The sequence below is a fragment of the Neobacillus sp. FW104-15D2 genome (assembly GCF_058790155.1).
Window position 1 is genome coordinate 40,913 of the sequence record NZ_JBYTCJ010000022.1, and the last position, 16,169, is coordinate 57,081.

The 16,169-nt window shown below is 38.2% G+C and carries 16 protein-coding genes; 14 read left to right on the forward strand and 2 right to left on the reverse strand.

Going from position 1 to position 16,169, the window contains the following annotated elements; all coding sequences use genetic code 11:
- Nucleotides 1-19: 19 nt before the first annotated feature.
- The 6 genes from AC3WR0_RS17115 (at nucleotide 20) to AC3WR0_RS17140 (ending at nucleotide 7,158) form a co-directional block, all read left to right on the forward strand.
- On the forward strand, nucleotides 20-262 hold the full coding sequence (locus tag AC3WR0_RS17115) for a hypothetical protein (RefSeq protein WP_492553440.1): 243 nt from the start codon (nucleotides 20-22) through the stop codon (nucleotides 260-262).
- Nucleotides 263-378: 116 nt separating this feature from the next.
- Nucleotides 379-2,313 carry a lipoteichoic acid synthase gene (gene ltaS, locus AC3WR0_RS17120; RefSeq protein ID WP_492553441.1) on the forward strand — a complete coding sequence of 645 codons (1,935 nt, stop codon included), beginning with the start codon at nucleotides 379-381 and terminating at the stop codon, nucleotides 2,311-2,313.
- Nucleotides 2,314-2,587: 274 nt separating this feature from the next.
- Nucleotides 2,588-4,882 carry an ATP-dependent DNA helicase gene (locus AC3WR0_RS17125; RefSeq protein ID WP_492553442.1) on the forward strand — a complete coding sequence of 765 codons (2,295 nt, stop codon included), beginning with the start codon at nucleotides 2,588-2,590 and terminating at the stop codon, nucleotides 4,880-4,882.
- A 37-nt stretch (nucleotides 4,883-4,919) separates the two neighbouring features.
- Entirely contained in the window at nucleotides 4,920-5,726 is an 807-nt protein-coding gene (locus tag AC3WR0_RS17130) for a thermonuclease family protein (RefSeq protein ID WP_492553443.1), read from the forward strand.
- 382 nt (nucleotides 5,727-6,108) lie between these two features.
- On the forward strand, nucleotides 6,109-6,633 hold the full coding sequence (locus AC3WR0_RS17135) for an HD domain-containing protein (protein ID WP_492553491.1): 525 nt from the start codon (nucleotides 6,109-6,111) through the stop codon (nucleotides 6,631-6,633).
- A 66-nt stretch (nucleotides 6,634-6,699) separates the two neighbouring features.
- Nucleotides 6,700-7,158 carry a DinB family protein gene (locus tag AC3WR0_RS17140; RefSeq protein WP_492553444.1) on the forward strand — a complete coding sequence of 153 codons (459 nt, stop codon included), beginning with the start codon at nucleotides 6,700-6,702 and terminating at the stop codon, nucleotides 7,156-7,158.
- Nucleotides 7,159-7,201: 43 nt separating this feature from the next.
- Here the strand turns inward: AC3WR0_RS17140 and AC3WR0_RS17145 are convergent, their stop codons facing one another.
- Together AC3WR0_RS17145 and AC3WR0_RS17150 are read right to left on the reverse strand one after the other, a co-directional pair.
- Entirely contained in the window at nucleotides 7,202-7,678 is a 477-nt protein-coding gene (locus AC3WR0_RS17145; protein WP_492553445.1) for a hypothetical protein, read from the reverse strand.
- A gap of 114 nt (nucleotides 7,679-7,792) precedes the next feature.
- Nucleotides 7,793-7,879, reverse strand: coding sequence for a YjcZ family sporulation protein (locus tag AC3WR0_RS17150; protein ID WP_155899821.1), 87 nt, complete (start codon nucleotides 7,877-7,879; stop codon nucleotides 7,793-7,795).
- 193 nt (nucleotides 7,880-8,072) lie between these two features.
- Here AC3WR0_RS17150 and AC3WR0_RS17155 point away from each other — a divergent pair, with 193 nt between their 5' ends.
- The 8 genes from AC3WR0_RS17155 to paaD all read left to right on the forward strand — a co-directional run bounded on the left by AC3WR0_RS17155 (nucleotide 8,073) and on the right by paaD (nucleotide 16,148).
- A complete protein-coding gene (locus tag AC3WR0_RS17155) occupies nucleotides 8,073-11,516 on the forward strand; it encodes a hypothetical protein (protein WP_492553446.1) in 3,444 nt (1,147 codons plus the stop codon).
- A 33-nt stretch (nucleotides 11,517-11,549) separates the two neighbouring features.
- A complete protein-coding gene (locus AC3WR0_RS17160) occupies nucleotides 11,550-11,981 on the forward strand; it encodes an NUDIX hydrolase (protein WP_492553447.1) in 432 nt (143 codons plus the stop codon).
- Between the two features lie 301 nt (nucleotides 11,982-12,282).
- Nucleotides 12,283-12,699: a YugN family protein gene (locus tag AC3WR0_RS17165; protein WP_492553448.1), complete on the forward strand. Its 417-nt coding sequence runs from the start codon at nucleotides 12,283-12,285 to the stop codon at nucleotides 12,697-12,699.
- Nucleotides 12,700-12,775: 76 nt separating this feature from the next.
- Entirely contained in the window at nucleotides 12,776-12,907 is a 132-nt protein-coding gene (locus AC3WR0_RS17170) for a hypothetical protein (protein WP_492553449.1), read from the forward strand.
- A 563-nt stretch (nucleotides 12,908-13,470) separates the two neighbouring features.
- A complete protein-coding gene (gene paaA / locus AC3WR0_RS17175) occupies nucleotides 13,471-14,445 on the forward strand; it encodes a 1,2-phenylacetyl-CoA epoxidase subunit PaaA (RefSeq protein ID WP_492553450.1) in 975 nt (324 codons plus the stop codon).
- Nucleotides 14,446-14,449: 4 nt separating this feature from the next.
- Nucleotides 14,450-14,791 (forward strand): 1,2-phenylacetyl-CoA epoxidase subunit PaaB, encoded by a 342-nt coding sequence (gene paaB, locus AC3WR0_RS17180; protein WP_492553451.1) that lies wholly within the window; start codon nucleotides 14,450-14,452, stop codon nucleotides 14,789-14,791.
- Nucleotides 14,788-15,612, forward strand: coding sequence for a 1,2-phenylacetyl-CoA epoxidase subunit PaaC (gene paaC / locus AC3WR0_RS17185; RefSeq protein ID WP_492553452.1), 825 nt, complete (start codon nucleotides 14,788-14,790; stop codon nucleotides 15,610-15,612). Before paaB ends, paaC begins: the two co-directional genes overlap by 4 nt.
- 23 nt (nucleotides 15,613-15,635) lie before the next feature.
- Entirely contained in the window at nucleotides 15,636-16,148 is a 513-nt protein-coding gene (gene paaD / locus AC3WR0_RS17190; RefSeq protein ID WP_492553492.1) for a 1,2-phenylacetyl-CoA epoxidase subunit PaaD, read from the forward strand.
- Nucleotides 16,149-16,169: the final 21 nt, after the last annotated feature.

Genomic DNA, 16,169 nt, shown 5'->3' on the forward strand with positions numbered 1-16,169 from the left:
AAGATGTGGGAGAAAAAAGATGAGCGAATGCAAGATTAATCATTCAACAGAAGACGTAAGAAAAAAATTTGAAACTCAAATGGAGTTTTTGCCGTCTAATATTAAGGAAGCTTTTCCAACTTTTCTCGAAAGCGGTCAAAATCAGGAAAGTTTGAATTTAGCATTCCATCTTCTAAAAAAATATGATCTTTCCACTAATGAAGAAAAGAGCAGACGGAATATTGAATTAGGGAAATTGGTGTCAAAAAATAGCGAGAAGTAAATTCCTCGCGGACCATCAATTGAAACCCATATGAATTTTACTTTTTCTAAAGATGTGTTATAGTAATTGAGGTTCGTTTACCGTGATAGTTACTGGTAAGTGAGAGGAGACTTAAAATGAAAAAAATACAATTGCCGAAGGGAATTAGCCGCAGTAATGTAATGTTTTTTGCAGTAGCTGTTGTGCTTTTCTGGATAAAGACATATTCGGCTTATAAAATTGAATTTAACCTGGGAATAGAAAATACCCTGCAGCAATTTTTACTATTTATTAATCCCATCAGTTCTGCACTTTTCTTTTTTGGAATTGGCCTTTTGTTTAAAAAACGGGCAAAACTTGTGATCATTATCATGGATTTTCTTTTGTCATTCCTGCTATACGCGAATATAGTCTATTATCGTTTCTTCAATGATTTTGTTACTGTTCCTGTTCTCATGCAGACTAAAACAAATGGCGGCCAGCTCGGAGACAGTGCTTTATCGCTTATGTCAGTGTTTGATATCTTCTATTTTGCAGATACAATTATCCTGATTGTTCTTGCATTGAAGGTTTTTAATCATATTCAGGAATCAACCAGAAAGCCATTTAAGATCGTTTTGCTGTTTTCAATTACAGCATTCCTTTTTAATCTAGGTTTAGCTGAAAAAGATCGTCCGCAGCTTTTAACAAGATCTTTTGACCGTGCGTATCTGGTTAAATATTTAGGTGCATACAATTTTACCATTTATGATATTATCCAGAACATCAAATCATCAAGTCAGCGTGCGCTTGCTGACAGCAGTGATATTACGGATGTGGAAAACTACCGTAAAGCGAATTACGCTGAGCCGAATATTGCTTATTTTGGCAAAGCAAAAGGTAAAAACGTTATTACCGTATCAATGGAATCTTTCCAAAACTTTATGATTGGATACAAACTTAATGGACAGGAAGTAACTCCTTTCCTAAACAGTCTTGCCCGGGATAATAATACATTCTACTTTGATAATTTTTATCATCAAACTGGACAGGGTAAAACATCTGATGCAGAGTTCCTTATGGAGAATTCCCTTTATCCAATGGCACAGGGTTCTGTATTTGTGAATAAAGCTCAAAATACGTACCATGCTATGCCAGCAATTTTAAAAGGCTATGGATATAATTCAGCTGTATTCCACGGAAACTACAAAACATTCTGGAACCGTAACGTTATGTATAAAGCCCTTGGATATGATCAGTTCTACGATGCTGAGTATTATAATATGTCAGAAGAGAATACGAAAAACTACGGCATGAAGGATAAGCCATTTTTCACTGAATCTATGCCAATGTTAAAAAGCCTTAAACAGCCTTTCTATACAAAATTCATCACTCTTTCAAACCATTTTCCTTTTGAAATGGACCCACAGGATACAGATTTCCCTGCAGGCGATTTCGGTGATGATGTAGTAAACCAGTATTTCCAGTCTGCCCATTATATGGACCAGGCATTAGAGCAGTTCTTTAATGATTTAAAAACTTCTGGATTGTACGACAATACAATCGTAGTATTATATGGTGACCACTATGGTATCTCAGAGAATCACAACGATGCTATGGCGAAAGTGCTTGGGGTAGATGAAATTACTCCTATGCAAAGTGCTTCACTCCAGCGTGTTCCATTATTTATTCACGTTCCAGGCGTGAAGGGCGGCGTTCAGCATCAGGTCGGCGGAGAAGTCGATGTAAGACCTACTGTTCTGCATTTGCTTGGTGTTGATACAAAGGATTTCATGGAATTTGGATCAGACCTATTATCAAAAGAACATCGAAACTGGGTATTATTCCGTAATGGCGACTATGTTGGCCAGAAGGTTACTCAGCTTAACGAAAAATGCTATGATTCAGCAACTGGCCAGTTAGCAGCCGATCCTGCACAATGTAAGGATATTGACAATAAGGTTCATACTGAATTGGATATGTCTGATGAAGTAGTATATAAAGATCTGTTAAGATTCTATAAACCGCAGGGATTTACTCCAATTAATCCAGACGACTATGAGTATCTTGGCAAAGGCAAAACAAAGAAATAAGACATGGGTGAGGCAGAGCCTCACTCTTTTTTTGCATTTTGGGAACTTCACCATATGTCGGCTTTGCCCCACACCTAAGAAAAAGCTAAATTTTTTCAAGGATGTTCCATTTTCAGCATAATCATTGCATCTACTTCTTTTTCATTGATTTAAGTATTTAGACTAAAGTCCATATTTTCATTATGTCCAGTCAATTTCCCAAATGGAACTTGAACAATTTGTAGAAAAAGGGATACAATAAGAACAAAAGTTCGAAGAAGATAGGAAACGAGCTATGAATAATTTAAATCTTCCACATTACCATATTTCAGTCAGGCCGCTTGTAGAATATGTATTTCGCAGTGGCAGTATAGACTCGAGGTTCCAGTCGCCAACAAGCTTGATTGAAGGGACAAGGGCACATCAAAAAATCCAAAAGACCTATAATGAAGGTGACCAGAAAGAAGTTCCGTTAAAGCTATCAATAGAGCACGGCGGTTTTTTGTTCGAATTGGAAGGAAGATGTGATGGACTGCTTTTTGGGGATAACGGGAATATCATTATTGATGAAATTAAATCTACTGCAGCAGGTATAGAGGGTATTTTAAGCGATTCCTACCCGGTACACTGGGCTCAGGCAAAATGCTATGCATATATGTTCTCCAGGGCTAAAGGTATAAAAGAAATAAGTATCCAGCTTACCTATGTGGACAGTAAAACAGATGATCTAAAAAGATTTCATCAAACCTTTTCTTTTCAGCAATTGGAAACCTTTGTAATAGAGATATTGGAAACCTTTCTTCCTTTTGCCCGAATGCAGACAGAACATAAAAACCTCCGCCACCAGAGTATAAAGGATTTAGGTTTTCCTTTTAAAACTTATCGCAAGGGGCAAAAAAAGCTTGCTGCCTCTGTATTTGCAGCCATCAAGGAAAAGAAAGAACTATTTTTAAGAGCACCAACAGGAATAGGAAAGACCATTTCCACCATTTTCCCCTCGGTTAAAGCTGTTGGTGAAGAGGAAATAGACCATATTTTTTACCTAACGGCAAAAACTATAACGCGCCAAACCGCAGAAGAAAGCTTTCATCTTTTAGAAAAAGAAGGGCTTCATTTTAAGACAGTCACTCTTACGGCAAAGGATAAAGTTTGTTTAAATGACACCACATCCTGCCAAAAGGATATGTGCCCTTTTGCGGATGGATATTATGACCGTATTAATGGGGCAGTACTCGACATATTTACAAATGAAAATAATATATCTCGTGGGACAATTGAGGAATATTCAAAAAAGCACAGGGTATGCCCCTTTGAATTTTCATTAGATCTGGCCTATATAGCTGACGCGGTAATCTGCGATTACAATTACATATTTGACCCGCGAATTTCTTTAAAAAGATTTTCTGAGGAATATAAGAAGAGGTCTCTGTTATTAATTGATGAGGCTCATAACCTTGTTGACCGGGCAAGGGGCATGTTTAGCGGTGACTTAATGAAGTCCCCCTTTCTGAACATAAAAAGGTCCTATAAAGGTAAAAACCAAAGAATTTTCGAATCAGCCAAAAATATTAATCAATATTTTATCGATCTCAAAAAGGAAGCTGATAATCGGAAGGAATGGATTTTATCAGAGTTTCCTGATAATCTCGTTAAACTGGCTGAGGAATTTAATAGTGGAACAGAAGAAGAATTAGCATCAGGCAGCACTGATACGGAGCTTCTTGATGTTTACTTCATGACTCTTGCTTTTGTAAAAACGGCTGCCCTTTTTGATGGCCATTATACTATTATGGTTCAAGCTGATAGAAAAGAAGTTACTATAAATCTTTTTTGCCTAGACCCTTCATTATTATTGAGCAAAATGGGAAAAAACTATCATTCAAAGGTTTACTTTTCAGCTACATTTACACCTATGAATTACTTCAAAGAAATGCTTGGGGCAAATAACGAAGCAATTGAGGTATCAATAGAATCTCCTTTTGATAGCAGCCAGACCGAGGTTTTTATTTACCCTATATCAACTAGATATAAAGACAGGGAAAAGTCCTATTCTCCAATTGCAAAAACGGTCAATGATTTAATCACTGTACGACCCGGAAATTATCTTGTTTTTTTCCCATCCTACCAATATTTGATGGAAACATTTGAAGCTTTTAAAGAAATAGATGCTATGACTGAAACAATCATTCAAAGCCGTGGAATGGGAGAAGGCGAAAGAGAAGCTTTCCTTGCCAGCTTTCAGGAGGAAAACAAGAATTCACTAGTTGGATTTGCCGTGTTAGGCGGTGTCTTTTCTGAAGGAGTGGACTTAAAAGGTGAACGGTTGAACGGAGTCGTATGTGTAGGTGTTGGGCTTCCGCAGGTTGGACTGGAAAGAAATATTATTAAGGATTACTATACGGCACACGGAAGTAATGGTTTTGATTATTCTTATGTCTATCCTGGCATGAATAAGGTTTTGCAAGCAGCAGGCAGACTGATTCGCTCTGAGGATGATTATGGAACGATTGTACTGATGGATGATCGATTCCTCGAGTATAAGTATCAAAAGCTTTTACCACAGGAATGGAAGGATTTCCGGATTATTTGATTAACCAACCGTTAATGCAGAAAAAGGAGTACACCAAATGAAATACAGATTTTTTGCTTTTATTTTCAGCTTTGTTTTACTATCAGGTTTATTAACGGCCTGCACCAGTATTGATACCAGGACGTCAGAGAATAGTCATTCCAATCCTGATCAGCAAACAACTGCCTCAGTGGGGAATCCTAAATTAAAGGAAGCTACAGTTGTAAAAAATGTTGATGGAGATACATTGGTTATAAATTTGAACGGACGAGAGGAAAAAGTAAGAATGCTTTGCATTGATACCCCTGAGACACACCATCCACGTCTGGGAGTCCAGCCTTTTGGTCCTGAAGCGGCTAAATTCACAGAGGAAACATTGTATGTTGGCCGAAAAATACAGGTTGAAACGGGTATTGGGGATGGACGGGATAAATATGGCCGGCTATTAGCCTATATTTATGTGGATGGAAAAATGTTTAATGAAACTCTTTTAGAAAAGGGATTGGCGCGTGTTGCATATATATATCCACCTAACACAAAATATGTAGACCAATTTTACGCCGTCCAAAAACAAGCTCAGGATCAGGGTATTGGGATCTGGTCAATTGAAAATTATTCAAAGGAAGATGGATTCCACAAGGAAAATGCAGAAGCAGGAAGCTCCTCACAAAAATCTTCTGACAATAGAAAAACGGTTAACAAGGAAAAAAGCCAAAATTGCGAAGGAAAAATTAAAGGAAATGCCAACTCTCATATTTACCATGTACCAGAGGGAGCCTTTTATAATTCTAATATGAATAATATAGTTTGGTTCTGCACGGAGAAGGAAGCTCAGGACTCTGGGTACAGGAAATCCCAAAGATAAACCAGACTATCATTTACGCCAATTGGCAATACTTTTTGAAGTATTGCTTTTTTAGCTAATCAGAATAATTTAGATCCCTAAATGCTGAACGCACGACGGACAGGACAAGGAAGGCTTCGGCAGCATTATCATCGCACGAAGGAAAAGCACATGCTTTTCCGAGGAAGTCCTAGTCAGGCGAAAGGCACAGGACAAGGAAAGCTTCGTCAACTTTGCCTCTCACGAAGAAAAAGCATAGCTTTTTCGAGGATGTGCCGATTTGAGCGTGATAACTAAAACTAGGGATCCGCCAAAGGGACTTGGCGAATGCCAAGTTATTCTAAAAAATGATGTTTTATTTTGTACACAGCAGGATACATATTTAGGGATTGGAGGTTCGGTAATGAGAGATGTAACATTGACAGAAATATTTAATCATCATATAGCCCAAAAATTCTTAAACAGATCTGGTATAGCTCATGCAATAGCTGTTGCGTACCATGCATTTCACCTTGCAAAAGAGCAAAATGTTGATACCGATATAGCCGCAAAAGCTGGATTTTTGCATGATATCGGCCATTATACCTGGTATAAAAATGGTAAATGGGATTATGAATTATACCGAAAAAATGATATTCATCCTATAAAGGGGGCTGAAAGGGCCCATAAGCTTTTAATCCGCCTTGGCGAAAACCCTGTGAAAGCAAAAACCATTGCACTTGCAATACTGTTTCATACGGATTCATTTCTACCCTCAAATGATATAGTCAGAACTCCTCTGCAGCAGATTGTAAAATGGGCGGACGAAAAGGATGAGGAAAAAGGAGGCATGCATCATTATCGAACGATAGATTCGGTCCGGGCAATAAAAAGTCTGAAGCGGCTGGATGAAATGATTGATAAAGAATTGGAAAAAGACAGCAAGTAAAACTTGCCAATTTGCCGCCCTTAATTGGATAATAGAATGGGAGTTTACAAAACGGGAGGCGAAAAGATGAGCGAATTATTATTAAAGCAATTTGAATTAACACGAAGGAATTTTTTAAAAAAGATTTCCTCAATTGACCAGGCAACTGCTGACATTCAGCCTAAAGGATTTAATAATACCATCCATTGGCATATTGGTCATGTTTTGACTGTAACAGAGCAATTTATGTTTGGCTTCCCAAAGAAATCAACAAACCTGCCAGAATTATATATACAATTGTTTGGGAATGGCACCAAACCTGCAGACTGGAGTGGAGATATTCCTTCTGTTGAAGAATTAACTTCTAAATTGCAGGAACAGCTTGGGCGCTTAACGGAATTAGAAGTCTCAAGCTTCAAAGAAAAATTAAAGCAGCCTTTCCTGGGACTAGAAACCTTTGGTGAATTAGCTGGTATGGCACTGTTCCATGAAGCTAACCATTTAGGGCAGATACAGGCCATGGAAAAAATTGTTCTCGCTCAATAAGATTTATTTAAAAAGAGGCTTGCCCTTAGGCTGCCTCTTTCATTTATATTTTCTTTAATCCTTCACTCTGCAAATATTCAGCAGCTTCTTCGTAAGTTTCAAAAGTTGATTCAATATTTCCCCCAAAATAGAGGTTCCATAATTCATTCTCAAACTTTAAGCTTAAGACATGGTTCTCATCATCAGCCCATTGTTCCTCACCGTCGATTATTTCATTTTGGGTTCCGAGATATTCTTCCTTATCGGGAGACAAGGATTGGATCGATGCACTCAAAAGGTGACGAAGTTCTTCCGCTGAGAAATCCCTTATATTCACCATTCCTTTTTCATCAGTTTCATAACCCTCAAGATTCCCCGCATAAACAAAGCCATTTCCATTTGGGTGGAGATGATAGACGATATTTTTTTTATCGGAAATACTCTCTTCGTATTGAAAGTTAACTCTTTTTAAAGAAACATCTTTTCTGTTTAGCTCGGTAAATGACTCAATGATAGCCAGTTTTTCTTCAAAAGTAAGCATATATGCCTCCAAATAACATGATTCTCTATAGTTTATCACAATCCGCCCTGGAAATTAAAAATCATTATGTAAAAAGAAAGCGCCCTTAATTGGCGCTTTCCCTGCAGGCATTGCTTAGTAAACGTATGCAGAGCCTACAATGATTAACAAGATAAACAGAACAACGATTAGCGCGAAGCCGCCTCCGTATCCGCCACCCATATTAACACCTCCCATTATTCGTTAATGCATTTTATTCAAAAACATAAATTTTGCATGGACATATGACTAATCTTTAAGCGTTTCAGCCCTGTTAAATTTTTCAAAAAAAGATTGAAAAATTCATTTGTTGGTGTAAAATTACACCATAAGGAATATTGTGGAATTTTAGCCTTTAAGGAAGGCGGGAAAAGTATTGGATAAAGAAATTATAGATAAGCGGAAAAAGATTTTTTGGGAGGAGCTAAACAAGTTAAGGGAGGAAGAATATCTTTCTTCAAAGCTACTTAGGCAGGTTTCAGCTGCCTATAGAGAATATTATTTAGATAAGGAGAAGGTTTGGGACCAATCACAGCAGCCTTCAGATTCCTTAGCGTATGTACCAGATGAAAAAGAGCTAAAACCTGAGCCGAAACCTGCTGAAACCAAACCAGTTAAATCGATTAAAGAGAAAAAATTTTTCTCCCAAGAGGAGATACGTGAAAGAAATATTACTTGGTCCTTGAATATTGGGGTAATCTTTTTACTGATCGGTGGATTGTTTGTAGCTACTAGTAATTGGGCTACAATGACCTCTGCAATGAAAAGTACCTCCATCGCAGCGGTGGCTGTTTTGTTTTTTGGTATAGCTCTCCTATCAAGTAGGATATTGCATATAGATAAAACAGCATTTGCCTTTAATGTACTCGGAAGTTTATTTTTGCCTATATTTATTCTTTCATTAGGTTGGTTTGGACTGCTAGGTTCCTATTTAACAGTAAATGGAGCAGGTAAACATATCCTTGGGTTACTTGTGAGCATTCTGCCAATATTGGTTTATATCTATTTGGCAAAAAACTTGCAGTCTCGCCTGTTTGTTTGGTTTTCATTTATTTCAGTATCAGCTTCCGCAGCGTTTCTTCTTGCGGCATTTAACTTGGAACAAGACAGCTTTTACCTTGGAATCATGCTATTTAACGGCGTATTTATCTATGGATATCATCGTCTAAAAGACAGAGAAACCATAAAATTATTTACGAAGGAACTATTCTCATACGCTCAGGTAAATCTGGTCCTTTCAAGCCTTTTTATGCTTTTTCTTTTCCAAAATGAAGTTCAATATGGATTTAACCTTTTGCTGACAGCTCTTATTTATCTTTCCATGATATTTGTAACGGGAAGAAAGGAATATCATTTTGTATTTACCGTAATGCTGGTTTATGGTGCATACCAATTAATTGAACATAGCTTCATGAGCCATTTCTCAGCTCTCCTTTATGCTGGGCTAGGTGCTGGATTTTTGTTCTTTCCAAAAGGTATTAGAGAAAAGTCTTCACTTGAATTAGCCTTCCAGTATACCAGCGCTGTTATTTCTGCTTTGGCTTTTATTTATATTAGCCTAGAAGGAATGGTCATGAGGACGGGGTCGCCTTCATTTGTCTTGTTTCTAGCATATATCGTCATAACTGGAAATTTTCTATACCTGTCAAACAACAGGGCAGGAAGGCTTTTTCCTTATTTAAGTTCCTGTTTTGCGGCTTCCTCCTTATATGAATTGATTCAGCTGGCTGACCGCTGGATTATTAATATTAATTTTGCAATGGGATTGTTTTTTGCAGGTTTTTCGCTATTTATTTTACTGGGAACGGTTAAACATCCAAAACTAAATGTTATCCAGGAAAGTTCAAGGGATATTGGAATTGTCATAATGGTTCTATCATTATTTGCAGCAGCAGTCCTTGAAAGCTATCTTCTGCTTGGCGTAATGTTCCTTCTGTTTTCATTCATTTCTTTCATTCTTTTTAGAATGGAAAAAAGGAAGTTTTATTCTGCTGCAGCTTTATGGATTCTGCCTGCTTCACTGGGATTTTCAGTCGCATCATTTGGTGAAAAGCTTAATACTGTTTCCCCAGATTGGGACCGAGATCTTAGCCAGCCAGCAAATTTAACTATTGCTGCAATTATTTTGCTGATGTCGAGCAGGCTATGGAAAAAGTCTGCCTTTCCGAAATTTTTTTATCCAACAAATATTGTTGTCTATTTTTTTATGACATTAGCAATGTTATTGGTCCCCGTAGCTTCCATTGATGAAATATGGGTACAGCCACTTATTTTTGCAGTAGGCATAGCCATGTTTTACATTCTTCATAAACAGGCAGGCGCCAGGTGGATATCTTTTTTACTGAGTGGGTTAACTTTAATATTGTATTATTCATTGTTTCAGTCGTTTGATATGTTTACACCTTTTACACCGCTTGGAGAATCGCTAATTGTCCCGTTCGGGCCAATACTTCTATTGATTATTTCATTATTATCGAGAAAAACAGATAGCAAACTGTCCGAAAGCTTTGCCTGGGCTGGCCAAATTATTTATCCGCTGTCACTTGCCCTAATATGGTTTGGATACCCGTCAGACAAAGAATACAGTCTTTTTATCGCTAGTCTGGTTTATGGTGCAAGTATTTACCTTAGCAAAGAAGAATGGACTATAAAAAGCTTCTTATATGCTTCTTTCACCATGGTTTTCCTCACCGTTGAAGCTATTTTTGATACCATGAACATTCCTGTGAATCGTATTTATGATTTCCCAGCGACTGCAATACTTATCTTTACTTTCTGGTTATTCAGTTCAAAAGACTTTAAAAAGAGAACAGTTTATTATCTTGTTCCCTTTTCGCTGATAGGTGTAGGCGCCTGTGTAATTTCCTATCCATTTGACCAATATGTTTATACTGAAATCTTAGTTTTTGGAATAGCGCTTTTAATTTTTCTTCATCGTATTAAATGGGATCTTCTGAATATTGTCGTCCTTTTCCTTGTTTTTATAGGTACAATCGAATTCTCAATAGAAACAGCTTGGGGCCCTTTTGAAAAAATGTTTTTAGCAGGAGGTCTGGGTGCAGGGCTTACCTTGATAGGAAGGGGTACTTATAAATCGTTATATGAATCCCATTTTCATATTTTTAAAACAAAAATGGATGGCTATACCATTATCTCCTTTCTATTTTATGGACTTATGTATTACTTTGAAATGGATGCAATATGGACAACTGCCTTACCTGGCATTCTTATTTCACTTACCCTATGGATGCAAAGAAATCGTGTTCATAAGGCATATTCCTTTTTGGTTCCAGTTTTAGCAGGAGGTTATTTGCTTCAGCCTTACTATTCAACACTTAAATATATGCACATACCAAGCCTATGGGAGAGAGAAGCGATCGTACTTCCCTGGATTGTTTTAATGATCTTTTCCCGCAAATTTTTAAGAGGCCGTTTTACCTTGCAAATGAACATAATACAATGGGTTGTTTTGATTGCAGCAGCAGCCAGTCTGATAGAGGATGCTTTAATAAGCTCAACAGTCTATGATGCTATGATACTTGGAACCTTGTCACTTGGATCCATGCTTGCAGGAATGGCCTGGAGGATTAAAGCTTACTTCTTTACTGGTTCGGGAGTATTATTATTGAATGTAATACTTCAAACAAGGCCGTACTGGGGCAATATGCCATGGTGGGGTTACCTGCTTGCTGCAGGATCCATTTTAATAGTTGTAGCTAGTTATAATGAATGGCACAAACAAAAAGCTGCAAAAGGAGAAGCAACATTCATTACAATATGGAAAAATAAAATATTGCCTAAGTTGAAAGAATGGAACTAATTTGGCAATGAATTGTGGGGGAAACTTCTTTTTATGAAAAGAGTTGACGTAGTATATGCATTTATTACCGATCCAAAAAAGGAAAAAATATTAACCGTGAAAAATATTCGCGAAGAAGGTTTTGACTACACACTTCCCGGAGGTGCTGTCGAAGAAGGTGAGAACCTCATAGAGGCAGTTATTCGGGAAGTTAAGGAAGAAACTGGCCTGGATATTGTGCCAGGAAATATTCTCACCATCAACGAGGCCTTGTTTAGCTCCAGGGGGCATCACACCATTTTTTTTACCTTTGAAGGCATTGTTACAGGCGGAACTATTGAATTAACCCGGCCAGAGGAAATCCTTGAAATAAACTGGATGGACCTTGAAGAAGCAGAAAAAAAGCTTAAAAGCTTTGGTGGAGGAATTAAACCCTACAACAAGGACGGCCAGTCTGTACCTTACTATTTCCGAGGAACTATATAAAAGGATATTAGGTTGCTGAAGATTTTCTTTAGTGACCTTTTTTGTTTTATCAAAAAAGCAATCCGGCCATAAGCCGGATTGTAGTGTGGGAGGCAAGCATCACGCTTATAGACATCATATCCCTTAAAAATGAACAAAGTATGAAGAGAATTTTAAAAGAATAGCAATTTTGGCCAACCGATTTTGGTTGAAATTATTCTTCATTTGTAGGATTAATGCCTAAAACGAGAGTTTCATAGTTTAAACCCTTCGGTGTAGTGGAAAACCGATGTATATAAAGATAAAAACGGGAGGGACTATAATGATTGAAATTAAATCTACCTTAGAAGGGAAACAAGCAGTTCTTAGTGGCCTTAAAAGTAAACTGGAAGGCCTAGGATATACGGTAGGAGGGAACTGGGATTATGATCATGGATATTTTGATTACAAACTGGATGAAGGTGAGGAAGAGCAATATCTAAGAATCCCTATTACAGCACTTGACGGAGATTTGGAACAGGAAAACAGCAGGGTAGAGCTGGGCAGACCCTTCATGCTCTCCCATGAATACAAAACAGATGTCGATGTGGATGGGAACGTGGGAAATGTCAGTGCTTCCTTAAATCAATTTCGTGAGCCCTCCGACAAGGATGCACCTTTTCCGAAGAAATTTATAGAAATGGGAGTAGGTCTAGTTAAAAATACCGAGAATGAATTAATAAATGAAAAAATAATTTAATTCAAAAGACCCCCATTTAGTAGAACTCTATACCGTACTTTATAGGTAAAGAGGACTGGAAGTGGGGGAATCAATAATGGCAGTTAAATATATTGATATAGACCAATTATTAGAAGCTACCCATGAAACGGATTCGGCAAATGATTTTATTTTCAAAAATACAGTTGAAATTGACCATCTTCTGGAAGTAACAGAGGATTGGAATTAATATTAGGGAGGCTTTCCAAATTAAAGGAGAGCCTCCTTTTCCGTTTGTTTACCACTGTCCATAAATTTATGACACAGTTATTTATTTAAATTACTATTGTTTTCTTTATGAGGCATTCTCATATTAAATAAAGCTGTTTTAAAGCTGTGAAAAGCGGGAAAATGGGAGATCGTACAGGTTCGAAAGCTGAGAAGGCTCCTTTGTGCTCCCGCGCCATAGAGTTTTGAAGAAGCCAACCTATAGCTAAACGAAAAAACGCAAGTAATGTTCGAAGCTGCTTCTCGTGAAGTTATTTACATGCAGTAGTTTAACTTCTCGAGGACAGCGGCCTATGATTAAAAATCAACACAGGTTTATATAATATAACCCAATTAAAAACACATCCAAAAAGGTGATTCTTCCCCATCTTTGGATGTGTTTTTTTATTTAAGTTTTTAATATTCTTTAAATTTTCAGAAAAATCAATTGACTTTTCACTATCTTCACGGTATTTTTATATTAAATATATAACACTAAAAATTAATATCGATAAATATGCGTTATACAAAATAGGAGGCGGATAGATGGATAGTACTGTTTCATACGATTTACTGGCGGAGGATGAAAAGCACACACAGTTTTTAAAGCGCATTGAAGCTGGAGAGAAAATCGAAGCAGATGACTGGATGCCTGAAGAATACCGAAAGACCTTAATCAAATTAATCTCTATGCATGGAATTAGTGAGATTATGGGTGCACTCCCCGAGAAGGAGTGGGTTCCTAAAGCTCCTTCATTAAAAAGAAAGCTTGGTATCATGGCAAAGGTCCAGGATGAAATGGGCCATGGACAGTTACTGCTTAGGGTTTCTGAAGACTTAATGAAGCCTTACGGTAAAAACCGTGAAAATATTATGCAGGATTTGTTCAATGGGGATTTGAAATTCCATAATGTTTTTCATATGGAGGCCCCAACGTGGGCCGACGCGGGACTGATTGGCTGGCTTGTTGACGGTGCAGCTATTATCACCCAAACAAATATGCTTGATGCATCTTATGGCCCGTATGCAAGGGCTTTAAAAAGAATCTGCGCTGAAGAGGTTTTTCATGCTCAACATGGGGAGTCTATCATTATGGCTCTCGCAGAAGGCACAACAAAGCAAAGAGAAATGCTTCAGGACTCCCTTAACCGTTGGTGGGATGCATTATTGATGTTTTTTGGTCCCGGGGATGCGGGTACTACTGGTACCTCCAAGCAAGATATAACAATTAAATACAAAATCCGAACAAAAACAAATGAAGAACTAAGGCAGGACTTTTTTACAAAATATATTCCACGTGTTCTTTCCTTGGGGCTAAAACTGCCTGACTCAACCATGCGTTTTGATGAAGAGTCAGGAAAATGGATATACAAGCAGCCAGATTGGGGCAAGTTTAAAGACATTATTAAAAATAAGGGCCCAAAATCAGAAGAACGCCTCCGGCTTCGAAGGATTTCTTATGAAACCAATGAGTGGGTAAGAGAAGCCCTGGGCTCAGCTGCAGCTATAGAAAGGAGGTAGCTCTATGACAAAAGGGTTCTACGAGGAATATGAAGTTTTTAGCCGCCGATCTGATACTGCCCCTATGCAATATCAGTTTTCCCTGCTTGCCCCGAATGAAGAACTGGCCCTTATTATGGCTCAGGAAAATTTCATGCGCAGGGAACCTGCCTCCGATATCTGGGTTATAAAAAGAAGCCATATACGGAAAATGACCCTGGAGGAAAAAGAGACTCTTAAAAGGCTGGACAATAAGGATTACCGCAATACAAAGGGTTACGGATATTTGAAGAAGAAGTGGCGTAAGTATGAACAAGGAATGCTTGATGAAAAGGAAATTATGTCATGGGGAGGAAATCAGCCATGACAAAAATTATTAGCCCAGATGAAGCAAACCAAAATTCTTCTTTTAAATCTTCATTGACTGAATTGCTGTATCAGCTCGCTGATGATGATTTTATTTTGGCATACCGCGGTTCTGAATGGCTTGGCCTTGCTCCCCATATAGAGGAGGATGTAGCCTTTTCCTCCATTAATCAGGATACTATGGGCCACGCTGTTATACTTTATCAGCTACTGGAAGAATTAGGTGAAGGAGACATGGATGTCCTAGCGCATTCGCGGGCTCCAAAGGAACGACGAAATGCTGTTCTCCTAGAAAAAGTTAATGGGACTGGTACCTATCTCGAAAATCCCAACTATGATTGGGCATTTACAGTTATCCGACATTATTTTTATACAGCAGTAAAAAAAATCAAAATGGATTCCTTGAAAAATTCCACTTATCAGCCTCTTGCTGATGCTGCCGCCCGTGTAAGTATAGAGCTCTTTTATCACATGATGCATTGGAGAACGTGGTTCCAGCAATTGATGCTTGCTGGAGGAGAAGCCCGAACAAGAATGGAAAGTGCCATCTCTCAGGTAATGGATGAGATGGAGGGAGTACTAACTCTTGGTCCTAAAGGGCAGGAAATTATCAAATTCGCATTAATTGAACATGATCAAACTCTTAAAGCCCGCTGGCAGGCAGTAATGATTCCGGTGTTCACTTCTGTAAATTTTGTAATTCCGGAAAGTATGGGAATGAAAAGCGGAAACGGACGGAACGGCGAACACACCGCCGATCTGGAATCAGCGCTGGCAATCATGAATGAGGTATATATCCTTGATCCTGCCGCCAATTGGTGATTTCTGAAAAACCCATCAAGGGAATGATTACATTGAATAATATAGGCAGCGAACAGGAAAAAGAATTAATTTTGAAAGCGCTTTACGAAGTGAAAGATCCTGAGATTTCAAGTATTTCAATAGTAGATCTCGGAATGATGGAAAGTACCGAGGTTGTAGGAAATACAGTAAAGGTCCAACTTGTGCCTACCTTTTTGGGCTGCCCCGCTTTGGATATAATCCGTCAGAATACAGAAAATGCAATAAAAGCAACAGTACCAAGTTACGAGGTCCAGGTTGAATTTATCCATCATATTCCTTGGACATCTGACCGGATTTCAGAAGAGGGAAGAGAGAGGCTTAAGGAGTTTGGAATTGCCCCGCCTCCTAGAAAACTTCCGGAAACCGGAATTTGGGAGGTGGATTGCCCTTATTGCGGTTCGCCCTACACCACACTTGAGAATCTATTTGGTCCTGCTGCATGCAGAAGCATACTCTACTGCAAATCGTGCAGGAACCCATTTGAAGCAATGAAACCCTTATTTACAAATATATAAAAAACAATTTGAGGAGAGATA

What these genes read in the sequence shown, in the direction of transcription:
- paaD (WP_492553492.1), top strand. Translation starts at nt 15,636, where the DNA reads ATGATTACATTGAATAATATAGGCAGCGAACAGGAAAAAGAATTAATT.
- AC3WR0_RS17150 (WP_155899821.1), bottom strand. Translation starts at nt 7,879, where the DNA reads ATGGGTGGCGGATACGGAGGCGGCTTCGCGCTAATCGTTGTTCTGTTT.
- ltaS (WP_492553441.1), top strand. Translation starts at nt 379, where the DNA reads ATGAAAAAAATACAATTGCCGAAGGGAATTAGCCGCAGTAATGTAATG.
- AC3WR0_RS17160 (WP_492553447.1), top strand. Translation starts at nt 11,550, where the DNA reads ATGAAAAGAGTTGACGTAGTATATGCATTTATTACCGATCCAAAAAAG.
- paaB (WP_492553451.1), top strand. Translation starts at nt 14,450, where the DNA reads ATGACAAAAGGGTTCTACGAGGAATATGAAGTTTTTAGCCGCCGATCT.
- AC3WR0_RS17125 (WP_492553442.1), top strand. Translation starts at nt 2,588, where the DNA reads ATGAATAATTTAAATCTTCCACATTACCATATTTCAGTCAGGCCGCTT.
- AC3WR0_RS17135 (WP_492553491.1), top strand. Translation starts at nt 6,109, where the DNA reads ATGAGAGATGTAACATTGACAGAAATATTTAATCATCATATAGCCCAA.
- paaA (WP_492553450.1), top strand. Translation starts at nt 13,471, where the DNA reads ATGGATAGTACTGTTTCATACGATTTACTGGCGGAGGATGAAAAGCAC.
- AC3WR0_RS17165 (WP_492553448.1), top strand. Translation starts at nt 12,283, where the DNA reads ATGATTGAAATTAAATCTACCTTAGAAGGGAAACAAGCAGTTCTTAGT.
- AC3WR0_RS17145 (WP_492553445.1), bottom strand. Translation starts at nt 7,678, where the DNA reads ATGCTTACTTTTGAAGAAAAACTGGCTATCATTGAGTCATTTACCGAG.
- AC3WR0_RS17170 (WP_492553449.1), top strand. Translation starts at nt 12,776, where the DNA reads ATGGCAGTTAAATATATTGATATAGACCAATTATTAGAAGCTACCCAT.
- AC3WR0_RS17130 (WP_492553443.1), top strand. Translation starts at nt 4,920, where the DNA reads ATGAAATACAGATTTTTTGCTTTTATTTTCAGCTTTGTTTTACTATCA.
- AC3WR0_RS17115 (WP_492553440.1), top strand. Translation starts at nt 20, where the DNA reads ATGAGCGAATGCAAGATTAATCATTCAACAGAAGACGTAAGAAAAAAA.
- AC3WR0_RS17140 (WP_492553444.1), top strand. Translation starts at nt 6,700, where the DNA reads ATGAGCGAATTATTATTAAAGCAATTTGAATTAACACGAAGGAATTTT.
- paaC (WP_492553452.1), top strand. Translation starts at nt 14,788, where the DNA reads ATGACAAAAATTATTAGCCCAGATGAAGCAAACCAAAATTCTTCTTTT.